Source organism: Salmonella sp. SJTUF15591 (assembly GCF_043356435.1).
In the GTDB taxonomy this organism is placed as follows: domain Bacteria; phylum Pseudomonadota; class Gammaproteobacteria; order Enterobacterales; family Enterobacteriaceae; genus Salmonella; species Salmonella enterica.
Map to the genome: position 1 here is coordinate 683,380 of NZ_JBEUJO010000001.1, position 13,638 is coordinate 697,017.

The 13,638-nt window shown below is 45.7% G+C and carries 15 protein-coding genes, 1 tRNA gene and 1 other RNA gene; 7 read left to right on the forward strand and 10 right to left on the reverse strand.

Annotated elements, in window-relative coordinates; all coding sequences use genetic code 11:
- Nucleotides 1–21: 21 nt before the first annotated feature.
- Nucleotides 22–477 carry a curli major subunit CsgA gene (gene csgA / locus ABVM99_RS03480; protein ID WP_000771416.1) on the reverse strand — a complete coding sequence of 152 codons (456 nt, stop codon included), beginning with the start codon at nt 475–477 and terminating at the stop codon, nt 22–24.
- Between the two features lie 41 nt (nt 478–518).
- Nucleotides 519–974: a curli minor subunit CsgB gene (gene csgB, locus ABVM99_RS03485; RefSeq protein ID WP_000791655.1), complete on the reverse strand. Its 456-nt coding sequence runs from the start codon at nt 972–974 to the stop codon at nt 519–521.
- A 754-nt stretch (nt 975–1,728) separates the two neighbouring features.
- On the opposite strand from csgB, the gene csgD reads away from it, so the two are divergent.
- From csgD to csgG, 4 genes are read left to right on the forward strand one after another with little or no spacing between them, the layout of a single operon-like run.
- Nucleotides 1,729–2,379, forward strand: coding sequence for a biofilm master transcriptional regulator CsgD (gene csgD / locus ABVM99_RS03490; protein WP_052938207.1), 651 nt, complete (start codon nt 1,729–1,731; stop codon nt 2,377–2,379).
- Nucleotides 2,380–2,383: 4 nt separating this feature from the next.
- Nucleotides 2,384–2,779, forward strand: a complete 396-nt coding sequence (gene csgE / locus ABVM99_RS03495; protein WP_000833307.1) for a curli production assembly/transport protein CsgE — start codon at nt 2,384–2,386, stop codon at nt 2,777–2,779.
- Nucleotides 2,780–2,805: 26 nt separating this feature from the next.
- Entirely contained in the window at nt 2,806–3,222 is a 417-nt protein-coding gene (gene csgF / locus ABVM99_RS03500; protein WP_001264073.1) for a curli production assembly/transport protein CsgF, read from the forward strand.
- 26 nt (nt 3,223–3,248) lie between these two features.
- Nucleotides 3,249–4,082, forward strand: a complete 834-nt coding sequence (gene csgG / locus ABVM99_RS03505; RefSeq protein ID WP_001137620.1) for a curli production assembly/transport protein CsgG — start codon at nt 3,249–3,251, stop codon at nt 4,080–4,082.
- Between the two features lie 38 nt (nt 4,083–4,120).
- Here the strand turns inward: csgG and ABVM99_RS03510 are convergent, their stop codons facing one another.
- From ABVM99_RS03510 to ghrA, 4 genes are all read right to left on the reverse strand, one after another.
- Nucleotides 4,121–4,603 carry a DUF1097 domain-containing protein gene (locus tag ABVM99_RS03510; RefSeq protein ID WP_023204999.1) on the reverse strand — a complete coding sequence of 161 codons (483 nt, stop codon included), beginning with the start codon at nt 4,601–4,603 and terminating at the stop codon, nt 4,121–4,123.
- A 100-nt stretch (nt 4,604–4,703) separates the two neighbouring features.
- Entirely contained in the window at nt 4,704–5,258 is a 555-nt protein-coding gene (locus tag ABVM99_RS03515) for a molecular chaperone (protein ID WP_023165850.1), read from the reverse strand.
- Nucleotides 5,259–5,281: 23 nt separating this feature from the next.
- Nucleotides 5,282–6,019: a phosphatase gene (locus ABVM99_RS03520; RefSeq protein WP_000283643.1), complete on the reverse strand. Its 738-nt coding sequence runs from the start codon at nt 6,017–6,019 to the stop codon at nt 5,282–5,284.
- Between the two features lie 84 nt (nt 6,020–6,103).
- A complete protein-coding gene (gene ghrA, locus ABVM99_RS03525) occupies nt 6,104–7,042 on the reverse strand; it encodes a glyoxylate/hydroxypyruvate reductase GhrA (RefSeq protein ID WP_000402551.1) in 939 nt (312 codons plus the stop codon).
- 235 nt (nt 7,043–7,277) lie between these two features.
- Here ghrA and ABVM99_RS03530 point away from each other — a divergent pair.
- A tRNA-Ser gene (locus ABVM99_RS03530) sits at nt 7,278–7,365 on the forward strand.
- A gap of 48 nt (nt 7,366–7,413) precedes the next feature.
- Nucleotides 7,414–7,549, forward strand: a non-coding RNA gene (locus tag ABVM99_RS03535) — RtT sRNA.
- A gap of 151 nt (nt 7,550–7,700) precedes the next feature.
- Here the strand turns inward: ABVM99_RS03535 and ABVM99_RS03540 are convergent.
- The 4 genes from ABVM99_RS03540 to ABVM99_RS03555 form a co-directional block, all read right to left on the reverse strand.
- Nucleotides 7,701–8,807: a Gfo/Idh/MocA family protein gene (locus tag ABVM99_RS03540; protein ID WP_000988589.1), complete on the reverse strand. Its 1,107-nt coding sequence runs from the start codon at nt 8,805–8,807 to the stop codon at nt 7,701–7,703.
- Between the two features lie 10 nt (nt 8,808–8,817).
- On the reverse strand, nt 8,818–10,098 hold the full coding sequence (locus tag ABVM99_RS03545) for an MFS transporter (RefSeq protein WP_000560758.1): 1,281 nt from the start codon (nt 10,096–10,098) through the stop codon (nt 8,818–8,820).
- 282 nt (nt 10,099–10,380) lie between these two features.
- Complete coding sequence (locus ABVM99_RS03550) at nt 10,381–11,073, reverse strand: oligogalacturonate-specific porin KdgM family protein (RefSeq protein WP_023194612.1); 693 nt, start codon at nt 11,071–11,073, stop codon at nt 10,381–10,383.
- A gap of 45 nt (nt 11,074–11,118) precedes the next feature.
- The gene (locus ABVM99_RS03555; protein ID WP_023194611.1) at nt 11,119–12,279 is read right to left on the reverse strand and encodes an N-acetylneuraminate epimerase; all 1,161 of its coding nucleotides are present in this window, start codon (nt 12,277–12,279) and stop codon (nt 11,119–11,121) included.
- A gap of 505 nt (nt 12,280–12,784) precedes the next feature.
- Between ABVM99_RS03555 and ABVM99_RS03560 the strand changes: the two genes are divergently transcribed.
- Entirely contained in the window at nt 12,785–13,465 is a 681-nt protein-coding gene (locus tag ABVM99_RS03560; RefSeq protein WP_000054243.1) for an N-acetylmannosamine-6-phosphate 2-epimerase, read from the forward strand.
- Nucleotides 13,466–13,638 lie beyond the last annotated feature (173 nt).

Below are 13,638 nucleotides of genomic sequence, written 5' to 3' on the forward strand. Positions count from 1 at the left end.
TTTATTAGCGCAGACGCTAAATTAATACTGGTTAGCCGTGGCGTTGTTGCCAAAACCAACCTGACGCACCATTACGCTGGAATCAGATGCGGTCTGATTAACCAGCGCGGCGTTATTACCGCCGTATTGGCCGACAGTAATATCGGAGTTTTTAGCGTTCCACTGGTCGATGGTGGCATTGTTTCTGAAACCATTCTGAGTCAGTTCAATAGTACTGTTATCCGCACCCTGGCCTACATCGGCGCCGTTACCATAACCGCTCTGGGTAATAGTCGTTTCAGATTTACGGGCATCGCTTTGCAGAGCAAGCGCAGCGTTAGCGGAACCGTACTGATAAATGCTCAACGTGGAATCCGGGCCGGAACTATTGCCGCCGCCGTTATGATTACCGCCGCCGCCCCATTGTGGAACGACGCCAGCCAGAGCACTGCCAGAAACTACGATTGCTGCGAATGCTGCCACTTTTAAAAGTTTCATGGTAAAACCCCCATCGGATTGATTTAAAAGTCGTAACGGTATTAGCGTTGGGTGACGCGAATAGCCATATGCGACTGTTTCTGCACTACAACTGCTGTTTTCTGCGTACCGTACTGGGTAATATTGGCCTTATTTCCAGAACCTTTCTGGATAATAGCCGCACTATTACCGTAAGCGCTTTGCGATATACTGGCATCGTTGGCATTGCCCGTTTGCTCAATATACGCAAAGTTATAATTCCCTGCCTGGTCGACTTTCGCCCGATTATTTCCTCCTTCTTGTGAAATAACGGACAATAGTTTTGATCCTTCCTGGCGTACTCTGGCACTATTATCCGTGCCGACTTGACCAATAATGGCCGCCTGATTAAATGAAGACTTGCTTAATTCATTTACCGCAAAATTATACTCTGAGCGAGCCAGATCATAATTTGTCGCGGTTGCAATCCCAGGCGCACCCAGTATTGTCAACATCATAAATAACAATTTGTTTTTCATGCTGTCACCCTGGACCTGGTCGTACATAGCGAAATTTATCTATTACCTTGTTAGCGACATGCGTTTTTTGTTAACGCGTCGTTACGATGAAGAGTATGTCCGTGGAAACATTTTTAATAACTCACCCACGCGTGGTATTTTGTTATTTAAGCTCATACCAAAGTGCTAATAAAACGATAGCCATGTGATTTTTTATAATTGATTTTTGGCCACAGAAGATAGTGTATCGCGCACCTAAAAAATGAAGTGTTGGTGTGTGTTATGCCGCCATGGGGATGTTCTTATGCTTCCCATGGGGGGCAATACGTACAAGACGTGACACACTTCGTTTTTTTTGTCTTTGTGCTGTCCAGGTTAATGCCACGTCTCAAATTTTAAGAAAAAATAAAATCAAAACATGACATAAAATAATTAAAATGATTAAAAATCAATGAATTATTATAATTTGTATGATTTTTTAAATCTATGCAATAACAGCGAAATGTACAACTTTACTATCAAATCTAAACTTCAAAAAAACCCAAAAACAACATTTTAATATATATTTTTACATCTTGTTACAAGTTTAACACTTGCTTTAAGATTTGTAATGGCTAGATTGAAAACAGTTAAAAGTATTTTCGTAAATATTTTTCTCTTTCTGGATAATGGGCTATTTCAACCCACAGCAGTGCAACATCTGTCAGTACTTCTGGTGCCTTTATTTTATGGGGGCAGCTGTCAGATGTGCGATTAAAAAAAGTGGAGTTTCATCATGTTTAATGAAGTCCATAGTAGTCATGGTCACACACTATTGTTGATCACAAAGCCATCTCTGCAAGCTACGGCATTATTGCAACATTTAAAGCAATCGCTGGCCATAACCGGAAAACTGCATAATATTCAACGTTCTCTGGAAGATATCTCAGCCGGTTGCATTGTTTTAATGGATATGATGGAAGCGGATAAGAAGCTTATCCACTATTGGCAGGATAATTTAAGCCGCAAAAACAATAATATAAAAACATTATTGTTAAATACCCCTGACGATTATCCCTACCGTGAAATTGAAAGCTGGCCTCATATTAACGGCGTGTTTTACGCCACTGAAGACCAGGAACACGTGGTCAGCGGATTACAGGGTATTCTGCGCGGCGAATGCTATTTTTCACAAAAATTAGCCAGTTACCTGATTACACACTCAGGAAATTACCGCTACAACAGCACCGAGTCCGCATTACTCACTCATCGCGAAAAAGAGATCCTCAATAAGTTACGTATTGGTGCCTCTAATAATGAAATCGCCAGGTCGCTATTTATCAGCGAGAATACGGTTAAGACACATCTTTATAATCTTTTCAAAAAGATAGCTGTCAAAAATCGCACCCAGGCAGTTTCATGGGCAAACGATAATCTCAGGCGGTAAGGCCATGAAACGCTATCTGACCTGGATTGTAGCAGCAGAGTTACTGTTCGCTACCGGAAACCTGCATGCTAATGAAGTTGAAGTCGAGGTTCCCGGATTGTTAACCGACCATACCGTCTCTTCGATAGGACATGAATTCTATCGTGCATTCAGCGACAAATGGGAAAGCGAATACACCGGCAATCTGACCATTAATGAAAGACCCAGTGCGCGTTGGGGAAGCTGGATCACCATAACGGTAAATCAGGACGTTATTTTCCAGACCTTTTTATTTCCAATGAAAAGAGACTTCGAGAAAACCGTCGTCTTCGCATTAGCGCAAACAGAGGAAGCATTAAATCGCCGACAAATAGATCAAACGCTATTAAGTACGAGTGATTTAGCGCGTGATGAATTCTAAAACATGATTTTTATCCGGAGGCTGTCATGCGTGTTAAACATGCAGTAGTGCTGCTCATGCTTTTTTCGCCATTAACCTGGGCTGGAAATATGACGTTCCAGTTCCGTAATCCTAACTTTGGTGGAAACCCCAATAACGGTTCCTTTTTATTGAATAGCGCCCAGGCGCAAAATTCATATAAAGACCCCGCTTATGATAACGATTTTGGTATCGAAACCCCCTCAGCGTTGGATAACTTTACACAGGCTATTCAATCGCAAATTCTGGGCGGCTTGTTGACCAATATTAATACCGGGAAACCAGGACGTATGGTGACCAACGATTTTATTATCGATATCGCTAATCGCGACGGACAGCTCCAGCTCAACGTCACGGACAGAAAAACGGGAAGAACCTCGACCATCGAAGTGTCAGGTTTACAAACTCAGTCAACCGATTTTTAAGCTACAGTCACTAAAGGATATAAATCATGCCGCGCTTACTTATTTTGGTTGCCGTTTTATTGTTGAGCGGATGCTTAACTGCCCCGCCGAAACAAGCTGCGAAACCGACATTAATGCCCCGCGCACAAAGTTACAAAGATTTGACGCACTTACCTGCTCCCACCGGTAAGATCTTTGTTTCGGTATATAACATTCAGGATGAAACGGGCCAATTTAAACCTTACCCGGCAAGTAACTTTTCTACGGCTGTGCCGCAGAGCGCCACCGCTATGTTGGTCACTGCGCTGAAAGATTCGCGCTGGTTTATCCCGCTGGAACGACAAGGCTTACAGAATCTTTTGAATGAACGGAAAATTATTCGCGCAGCCCAGGAAAACGGCACCGTGGCGATGAATAACCGTATCCCGCTTCAGTCGCTGACGGCGGCAAATATTATGGTGGAAGGTTCTATTATTGGTTATGAAAGTAACGTCAAATCCGGCGGGGTCGGCGCAAGATATTTCGGTATTGGCGCCGATACGCAGTATCAGCTGGATCAGATTGCTGTCAACCTGCGCGTGGTTAACGTCAGTACGGGCGAGATCCTTTCTTCGGTGAACACCAGTAAAACTATCCTTTCCTATGAAGTACAGGCAGGCGTGTTCCGTTTTATTGATTACCAGCGCTTACTGGAAGGCGAAATCGGCTATACCTCGAACGAACCGGTGATGCTGTGTCTGATGTCAGCCATTGAAACCGGCGTTATCTTCCTCATTAATGATGGTATCGATCGTGGACTGTGGGATTTGCAGAATAAAGCGGACAGGCAAAATGATATTCTGGTGAAATACCGTGAGCTGTCAGTACCGCCAGAATCCTGATCAATACGACAAAGCGTGGGGAAGACCCCACGCTTTTTTTATTTTGTGACCGCCGTATTCGCTGAATGTTGCTCGCGGCGTGATGCCAGCCATAGCCCACTATTTTTCATGGCATAGCCAAAGATTAGCCCCAGCGCCAGCGACGGTAATACCAACCGCCAGTCACCCTGCCCTGCAAATGTCGCGCAGGCGCCGATAAATGTTCCCGGAACAAAAGAAAGCAATAGCTGCTTTGCCTGGATACACATCAGGAATGCCACGACCCCCGTCAACACGTAACTGACAATTTCCAGATGCGGCGCCAACGCGCTACCGTGAATAATGACCAGCGCCCACACCATACCGCTTAACAGCGTACAGGCAGAAATTAACAATCCCTTAAAGCCGCCCTGCGGACAGGCGAAATAAGCCGTACAGCCTAAAAAACCGGCCCAGCTTAGTAACCCCAGGGAGACGGCCACCCATCCCCATATTCCAGAAAGGATGCCCGTCGTGATAGCAATAGAAAGAAGTATGTTCATGGCGCGCATCATAACAGAAAAGCGGCACATTAATGAGATCACGCACACATTTTATGCAATGATGTAAAACCCGTTGCAGTTAAGGGTGATTTACATCACATTATTCTTCATCTTCTTCCTGAAGTTCATCCCACATGGCCCCTATCGCATCACGCGTTAGCGGCGCCAGAGTGCGCCAGAATGGCGTAACGGCATGGGCTTCAACTTTACCGAGGAAGGTATTGCACCAGGGAAGCAGATAATCGGCAAATAAGGTTTCCAGCGCTTCACTTTCATCTTCGGCAGACTGATCTTCCAGCCAGGAGGCCGCGAGCAATAAAGTGCCAATGTGATCGGCAGGCGTATCGGCCAGCGGCATCCCTCGCGACGTTAAAAAAGCGCGCACCTCAGACTCTTCCGCGCCTTCGACCCACGCACTGCGGTATGGCGCTACCGCGCACTCTTCCCCAACAAATAACGCATTGTAATCAGTGGAAATCTGCGTGATATCGCAGCTTTTCTGTAAACGCGCCAGCATTTCATCCTGCTCCAGCGGCCAGTTTGCCGCCAGTTTACCTTCACGGATTAACGTAAACAGCGGAACCAGTAAAGGATCTTGCGGTTGGCGGTAAAACAACGATCCCAGCACACGGCACAGGATTGAAAACTCATTCATTGATATCTTCCCGTAAATAACGATTATAGTTCGGCAAATTCCGGTACAGGCGCCATACCGCGTGATTCGAGAAAGGCCAGTAAGCGCTGCGGCGAGACGTTCAGGATTCGATCTTCCGGAAAATTCACCGCATCCAGAATTTTCCGGCATTCGGTGAAATCGCCAAGCGTAAAGGCCGTATGGGAATCAGAGCCTAACGCTACCCAGCCTCCCGCATCGCGTACGGCGGCAGCGACCGCGCGGCAATTATCTTCGCTTCCTTTACGCGAATGCAGAAAAGAAGAGTTGTTGATTTCCAGCGCTACATGGTGTTTCGCCGCCGCCTGCGCGATGGCTTTAACCTCCACTGGATACTTTGGATTTCCGGGGTGACTAATTATATGCACCTTGCCGCTGGCGATGGTCGCGATCATCGCCTGGGTATTGGTTTCTTTATCATGTGGCGCAAAAACGGGCTCATGGAAGCCTGCGATAATCAGATCCAGCGAGTCGAACATCTTTCCGGAACAATCAATTTCACCGTTAATGTTCTTGATATTCGCCTCAATGCCACGCAGTATCCCCACGCCGTCAACCAGACGCGGCCAGATGCGCATGTTAATAAAATGCCAGTGATGCGGCGCATCTTCCATGTCCGGACCATGATCGGTAATCGCAAAAAGTTTAATGCCTTTGCGTTTGGCTTCCGCGATATAATCGCTCAGAGTACTGTAGGCATGAGTGCTGGCGACGGTATGCATATGCAGGTCAACGGGATACATTGCTCTCTCCTGTAGTCATTTCCGACAAGGATAGCAGGTATCGCCAGCGTTTTTTAGCGAAACCCGGCCCGCGCCGGGTTGATGTCAATATCCTCTCGCCCGATCCACCTGCCCCGTCACCGGCTCTCCCTTCTCCAGTTGGGTAATGGTGCGGCTAATATAATCGATGGCTTCCGCCGGACGGGTGACTGCCGCAATGTGCGGCGTCATGGCGACTCGCGGATGGCGCCATAATGGACTTTCCTGCGGTAACGGTTCCTGGCTAAAGACATCCAACATCGCGCCTTTTAGCTTACCGCTATCAAGCGCAGCCAGCAGATCCGCCTCCTGAACATGCACGCCGCGCGCGAGATTCAACACGTAAGCGCCATCCGGCAATTGATCCAACAATTCGCTATTAATAATTCCTACCGTTTGGGCCGTATTCGGCAGCAGATTAATCAGCACCCGCGTCTGGTTCAGGAAAGCGTGCAGCTCTTCACGCCCCACATAACTTTCCACGCCAGGCCAGGATTTGCGGCTACGACTCCAGCAACGTAACGGGAACCCCCATGCCTGTAGACTTTCTGCCACTTTTGCGCCCAGCACCCCTGCGCCCATGATACCGACGCTAAATTCTTCGCGGGTATATTCCGGCAACGGTTTCCATAGCGCCTGATTTTTCAGCGCCTGATAATCATCGAAACGACGGAACCAGTGTAATACCTGGCTGACGGCATACTCCTGCATTTGCAGGCCCATTCCGGTATCTTCCAGACGGAATAGAGGAATGGAGGCGTCCAGCATTTCCGGATGCGCATTTAATTTACTCAGAATTGCATCCACCCCCGCGCCCAGCGCAAAGACGGCTTTTAAGCGTCTTCCGGCCAGCATTTCAACCGGGGGCTGCCATACAAGCGCATAGTCTGCGGGGTTGTTATCACCGACCTTCCATTCACGAACGCGCGCATGTGGGAGAGCCTTCTCCAGCGCATTTACCCACCAGGCGGCGTTAAATGTCGGGTGATAAAAAATTATCTCCATGTTATCTCCTGAGCAGTATGGTGCGGAATGTGATTGCGCCTGTTATCAGCGTTTTCAACGGGATGTGCAGCATAGCAAATTTCCCGGCGCGGGCAAAAAAAGCAGTTTTCGCTTATTAAAGCCACAGATTGGTGGAAGTTTGTATAAACGCGCTTTTTTTTAAAAAAGTTGATTGACGTAGAAAGGATATTTCCCTACATTAGCGCCCGTTCCAGTAATGCTGGAGCGACAATTTGGTGAGGTGTCCGAGTGGCTGAAGGAGCACGCCTGGAAAGTGTGTATACGGCAACGTATCGGGGGTTCGAATCCCCCCCTCACCGCCATATTTAAGTTGAGAGCCTGTACAGAAGTACGGGCTTTTTGCTTATATGTATCCCCCAAACCAAGGGGGGATGAGAACCACCGACCGGGGTTCGACAACTGGCGCAGCCAGTTGGACAGACGACGAGCTTGCGAGGAGACTGCCCGAAGGGCGAGCGCAGCGAGTCAATCCCCCCCTCACCGCCATATTTAAGTTGAGAGCCTGTACAGAAGTACGGGCTTTTTGCTTATATGTGACCCGTCCATTGCCGGATGGCGGCACAGTTCACGGGCGCCTTATCCGATCTACATAAGCGCAGCGCCACCGGGTAATAACACCACCATCCGGCTTTCAATTTTAGCCAAGAATTTCAGTGAGTTTAACTTTGCGCCCCTCGTTTGAGGAAAGCGTCGCAGCATCAGCGGTAGCAATGGCATTTGTCGCCGCTTCTCCCGTTAGCAATTTAGCAAACTCCTCGCCTGGCTCCAGACCGTTTATCACATCATGCAAGTACTGCATCTCCAGTTTCATAATTGATGAGAGCCACATCGGCGTACGTTTACCGGGTTTACCATAAGCGATTGCGCCATCCATCTCGCTGGATATGTTACCGTTGCGACGATCGTCATCCTCCGCCTGGCTTTCATGCACAAGAAAGTGTGTTTTTTTGCCCGCTTTTATTAGATAACCCGCCGTATTTTGCATATCAATGAGAATTGCACCTGTCGTGCCCTCAATTAATACATAGTGCTCAGGGTAGTGGAACGATGATCCCCACTGAAGTGTCGCGAAACGACCGCTTTCGAACTCAAGAGTGATTAGGACAACATCATCTTCATCACCAAATTTTTCACCTTTGTGCGCAACATTCCCCGCCGCCATTGAAACCAGGGATGGGGTTTCATCCATGATGAACAGTGTACAATCTAGCTCGTGAATGTGATGGTACAGATGCCCGCCTGACTTTGCGCGAATCTTCTTCCATGAGATCTCATCCTGCACGTCTTCAAAACCATTACGTTTAGTGTGAACTTGTGTAACTTCACCGATTTCACCGGCTTTGATGAGCGCTTTAGCGTGGCGAACCCCATGAAAAAAGTTCATAACGTGACCCGCCATAAAGGTAACACCAGCTTCTTTGCAGGCATCAACCATATCCTTACAATCCTGGTAATTTAAGGCGATAGGTTTTTCACAAAACACGTGTTTACCCGCTTTAGCCGCCGCAATGACTGGCGCTTTATGTAAGTAATTTGGTGAAGCAATAATTACGCAATCCACATCAGGATGGGTACAAAGCGCCTCCATCGTTGCAGTGGCGACACAGTTCAACTCTTTCGCTATCGGAGCCGCATTTACCGGATCGTAAATCGCAGTGATTTTCGCCCCTTCAACCTTAGACATAAATCGCGCCAGTTCAGCGCCAAAATAACCTGTACCTACAACACCGTATTTCGTCATCATTTATCCTCTATTAAAATTCTTTTGTTGATTGAAAACTTTCACGACGTGCTTTTAGTCTATCCGGAATGGATAGGCCAATAATGAGTAGAATTGTTGCGGTCCAGAAAGCAACAATGAACGTTAGCGCAGCGCCTAGCCCCATTGTTATTCCAAGCCAGGTCGCCGCCATTGAATTGAATGTGCCTGATGTCGCAGCAAGATTATAAATCAGCCCGGTACCCAAACCACGAACCTCAAGAGGAAAGTAGTCGTAGAGAAATTTGGGAACCAACCCGCCAACACCTACGTTAGTCGCCATTAAACCGAATAAACATGCGCCCAGCAGTAAATAATTATCTTGCGGAATTCTGAATAACGGGAAAATGAATAAAAAGGACATGAGAAGACCAATGCTGAACGTTTTCTTCAAACCAATTCTATCTGCGCACAGACCCCAAACGATATTTCCCAATACAGTGCCGAATGCCGCCGCCGTCATTAAATTAGAGACCACGCCCGTATCAAAGCCCTCTCCCGCCAAATATGTAGGCAGTAGACCAAAGATCGGCCAGTTTGCGCCGAAAATAGAGAACAGAACAATAAATACACATAATGTCAGTGGAAATTGAGCTCGATTAAATAGCCCTTTCATTGACAAAGAGAAAACTGACCAGGCACTTTGTGAATGCTTTCCGGGACCACTGAGTTTAGCTTCTTCCCACTCTTTAGATTCAGGAGCCCTGGCCCGGATGTAGATTACTAAAAGAACGGGTAGCAAACCGACAAAAAAAGCAGCACGCCAACCATACGCTTCGGCAAATGACGGCATAAAATAGGCTGCTATGATGTTACCAATACCGAAACCTGAAACCAGAAATGCGCTCGCTTTAGATTTTAAATGCTTTGGCCAACTTTCCACGGCATAAGTAGAAGCGCAAGCATACTCCCCCGCCATCCCCATACCGACAATGAAGCGACTAAGCGTCAGCATAATTACACCGGAAGCCAGGCCACTTAACCCTGTACCTACAGAATAGGCAACTATCGACCACATCATTAACGGCTTACGGCCAAATTTGTCTGCCAGCAGACCAAATAGCGCCCCGCCAAATGGTCGCCCAATAAAGGCCGCTGTGGCAAGGAATGCGCCCTCCATATCTGTCAATCCTAAGTCAGCCTTGATCAGATACATAATGTAGAAAATCAGCATAAAGTCGAAGCCATCAAAAACGTAACCCAGCCATGCTGAAAATAAAGCATTTTTTTGTGGACGTGTTATCTCGCTATACCACGGGAAGAATTTTGCTATCACAATAAAACCCTTATTTGCTGTTACCGTCTGAAATGCTTACGGAATTAATTTTTAAGTCATATCAATTGCCGAATAAGACACAATCAACCGGCACTTTCCGACAACCGCCTGAGATCGTAGCTATGTAAGACGTATATTCATTGTTTACCATCCTTATTCGTAGCTACGTTAAGGACGTGAATACTCAAGACAAAGTCTAACGTTCTGTAACGTAGCCACGGGCTATAAGATTATCGACATGAATACTAAGCAAAGATTAGTACAGTAACTCTTTAACCTTTCTCAAAAGTGGTATTGTAATCCAACGCGATAACGGGTCTGTCTCTCATCGGTATTATTTCTCACCGCTACATTTCCGACCTCAACGTATGGTGTAAATGACTTATTCAGTTTCCAGGCTAAAGCCACATTATGTTCATAGTTTGTTTTTTTGTTATCAAATTTAGTTTGATCGCTATCCATCCAGGTAAAGTTATATTCTAATTTCAACTCATCAAAAACATAACCTATATAAGTATCAAATCTATTCGTTTTCTCATCATCACTATAGTTAGCTGTCTTCCTTGCATAGTCATAACGGTAACGACCAGCCATATAAACACCAGAATCAAAATTATATTGCCCCCTTAAATAAGGCTTATAAATTGAAGTGTCTGGACCGCTTTCAAATATAAATCCAGGCTGCAAAACAAAATTGTCCGTAACTTTATAATTATAACTTACGCCCAGTTCTATAGCGTTTGCGACGAGATCGCTTAAATGCTTATCCTGCTCACCATCTACTCCTCCCGATTTAACACTGGCATCGACATAAAAACCAATGCCGTTAGGAAGCTTTTCAATTATAGCAATACGATCTTTATTAATTCTGGTTCTATCAGCATATTCATGCCGATAATCAAGGGTTGCCGCTTGTAGATATGATGAAAATGCTATAAACGAAACCATACCCAGAAGATATTTGTTGATTTTCATAAAATACTCCGCTCATCAATTAACTTTATTTTTGTATTTAAAAAATTATTTTATTAATAAATTACCATCACGCATGGTAAAGGAGGTTACAGACGAAACAGGTTTCCCTTTAGCATTTTCACCACCAATAAGGAAAACTTCATCACCATAACTTACTGATACACCATAGCCGAGAGGTTGTTTCATTTTACCCATATATTGCCAATGGCCATTAACCAAACCATAGACTTCATCTCGCCATTTTTTATTTATTCCTTCGTGGGAATAAAACTTTCCATTGGTATAATTTTGTTTTGCTCCCGGAAAATTCGCGCCACCACCGACAAGCAGGACACCGTGACTATAGCCCGAAAATGCTCCGGCCAACCCTTCTTGCTGTTGTTCTCCAGGCGATGGCGGTAACTGGCTGTTCTTCAACCATGTTAGCTTGTCGTTATCCCACATGGCGCGGTAAATCACATCGGTACGTAAACCCGGTTTGAGCTCACCATTAATCAGCATCAGGAAATTATTTTCCATTACCGATGACGATCCTGCCGTCCCCGCGTCTGGCAGCTCACCGGCATTCTTCCATGTGTTCTCTTTAGCATTGTAGATAAATACGATTTTATTAAAAAAATAATCTTTGGCAGGTTTATTAAAATAATTATAGATGACTTTATTTTTTTCACTTTCATCCGCAGCCGCAGCCGCTATATCAATAAAATACTTATCAAAGATATGCTCATTAACCCCTCCGGTAATAAGTACCATCGTTTCGTTTAATTTTACTCCCGTATGCCCTGTTAATCCAACTGGAGATATAGTGTCAACTTTTTGCCATGTATTTTTCACCGGTGAGTATTTGTACACATCGCTATAAACCTGCAACGGTGATTCACTGTTTTTTTTCCCTACGCCACCAAAAACATAAAGCTCATCATTTAAAAATACCGACACGGATTGCTCACGAGCTCCACCAGGAAACGACTTTATACGCTCCCAGTCTTTATGTTGCTTTTTAAGATCAATTTTATACCAGGATGTCCCTGCGGTACCTAAGCCGACATAAATCACGCCATTATTATCAATAGCGCCAGTACCATTTTTCAGTGGTTCTGGTATATCAGGAAACGTCGTTGCATATCCTGATGTGGTGATAGCGACTGATAAACATAGCGCCATTAGCGTCATCATTTTCTTAAAATTTTTCATCTGCATCCCCATGCGAAGAAATACAATTGGAGTAAAGCTTCATCATTAGTGATCTTATGGCGCACAATTTCAACAATGATAATGACAAAATGTGACCAAGCGCTAAAAATAATTACATGGGGTTATCATGTGCGAGGTAAAAGCACACCATGGTGATGTTAGAAGTGATTATGGGTGACCTGTTATGGTCAAACTCATTAGTGATAGCATTCGAATAAATACAACAAGAATTATGTGATGCATTTCATACTGGCTATCCAGTGGCGTATAAGCTCCTTCTGAGCATTTTATCTTTATGCCGGAAGCAGTTAATAAAATACAGCATGCTGCCGTCAGAGTGAATTGTATTTGTCTTGTAGCTTCAGGTTATAGCCTCAAATCCGCTGGCGCAGTAATTGAATAACAAACATACCTTATGACTGTGTTCACATTTTTCTATCTTTTTGCTTGATGCAGCAACACTCCACAACATAACATAAAACGGAGCAAAACTTCAAAATATATAAGGCGGAACTGGATGTCACTATTAGCCAGGCTGGAACAAAGTGTACACGAAAACGGTGGGCTGATTGTCTCATGCCAACCGGTACCAGGCAGCCCTATGGATAAACCTGAAATTGTGGCTGCAATGGCACAGGCAGCGGCTTCGGCGGGTGCGGTCGCTGTGCGCATTGAAGGCATTGAGAATCTGCGGACTGTTCGTCCCCATCTTTCTGTTCCTATTATTGGGATAATTAAACGTGACCTTACAGGGTCGCCAGTCCGTATCACTCCCTATTTACAGGATGTTGACGCCCTGGCGCAGGCAGGTGCCGATATTATCGCTTTTGATGCCTCATTCCGCTCTCGCCCGGTTGATATTGATAGTTTACTGACACGTATTCGCCTGCATGGATTACTGGCGATGGCAGACTGTTCAACCGTGAATGAAGGCATAAGTTGCCATCAGAAAGGAATCGAATTCATTGGTACAACACTGTCTGGCTATACCGGCCCCATCACGCCGGTTGAGCCAGATTTGGCAATGGTGACACAACTGAGCCATGCAGGTTGTCGTGTTATTGCCGAGGGGCGCTATAACACGCCTGCACTGGCGGCCAATGCTATTGAGCATGGTGCCTGGGCAGTTACCGTTGGTTCCGCTATCACCCGTATCGAGCATATCTGTCAGTGGTTCAGTCACGCAGTAAAACGCTGAACAGGGAAAAAAATGAACACGCTTACTATTGATATTTATGTCTCAGAGAATAATCCGACGTTAATAATGCTATCGGCAAATACGATACCCAGGCCTGAAGCCTGTTTGAACACAATATCGGATAGCTGCTATTTCAGGTATCCGGCAGGACATACGTCTTGGCATCAGGAGCA

What these genes read in the sequence shown, in the direction of transcription:
- csgA (WP_000771416.1), bottom strand. Translation starts at nt 477, where the DNA reads ATGAAACTTTTAAAAGTGGCAGCATTCGCAGCAATCGTAGTTTCTGGC.
- csgB (WP_000791655.1), bottom strand. Translation starts at nt 974, where the DNA reads ATGAAAAACAAATTGTTATTTATGATGTTGACAATACTGGGTGCGCCT.
- csgD (WP_052938207.1), top strand. Translation starts at nt 1,729, where the DNA reads ATGTTTAATGAAGTCCATAGTAGTCATGGTCACACACTATTGTTGATC.
- csgE (WP_000833307.1), top strand. Translation starts at nt 2,384, where the DNA reads ATGAAACGCTATCTGACCTGGATTGTAGCAGCAGAGTTACTGTTCGCT.
- csgF (WP_001264073.1), top strand. Translation starts at nt 2,806, where the DNA reads ATGCGTGTTAAACATGCAGTAGTGCTGCTCATGCTTTTTTCGCCATTA.
- csgG (WP_001137620.1), top strand. Translation starts at nt 3,249, where the DNA reads ATGCCGCGCTTACTTATTTTGGTTGCCGTTTTATTGTTGAGCGGATGC.
- ABVM99_RS03510 (WP_023204999.1), bottom strand. Translation starts at nt 4,603, where the DNA reads ATGAACATACTTCTTTCTATTGCTATCACGACGGGCATCCTTTCTGGA.
- ABVM99_RS03515 (WP_023165850.1), bottom strand. Translation starts at nt 5,258, where the DNA reads ATGAATGAGTTTTCAATCCTGTGCCGTGTGCTGGGATCGTTGTTTTAC.
- ABVM99_RS03520 (WP_000283643.1), bottom strand. Translation starts at nt 6,019, where the DNA reads ATGTATCCCGTTGACCTGCATATGCATACCGTCGCCAGCACTCATGCC.
- ghrA (WP_000402551.1), bottom strand. Translation starts at nt 7,042, where the DNA reads ATGGAGATAATTTTTTATCACCCGACATTTAACGCCGCCTGGTGGGTA.
- ABVM99_RS03540 (WP_000988589.1), bottom strand. Translation starts at nt 8,807, where the DNA reads ATGATGACGAAATACGGTGTTGTAGGTACAGGTTATTTTGGCGCTGAA.
- ABVM99_RS03550 (WP_023194612.1), bottom strand. Translation starts at nt 11,073, where the DNA reads ATGAAAATCAACAAATATCTTCTGGGTATGGTTTCGTTTATAGCATTT.
- ABVM99_RS03555 (WP_023194611.1), bottom strand. Translation starts at nt 12,279, where the DNA reads ATGGGGATGCAGATGAAAAATTTTAAGAAAATGATGACGCTAATGGCG.
- ABVM99_RS03560 (WP_000054243.1), top strand. Translation starts at nt 12,785, where the DNA reads ATGTCACTATTAGCCAGGCTGGAACAAAGTGTACACGAAAACGGTGGG.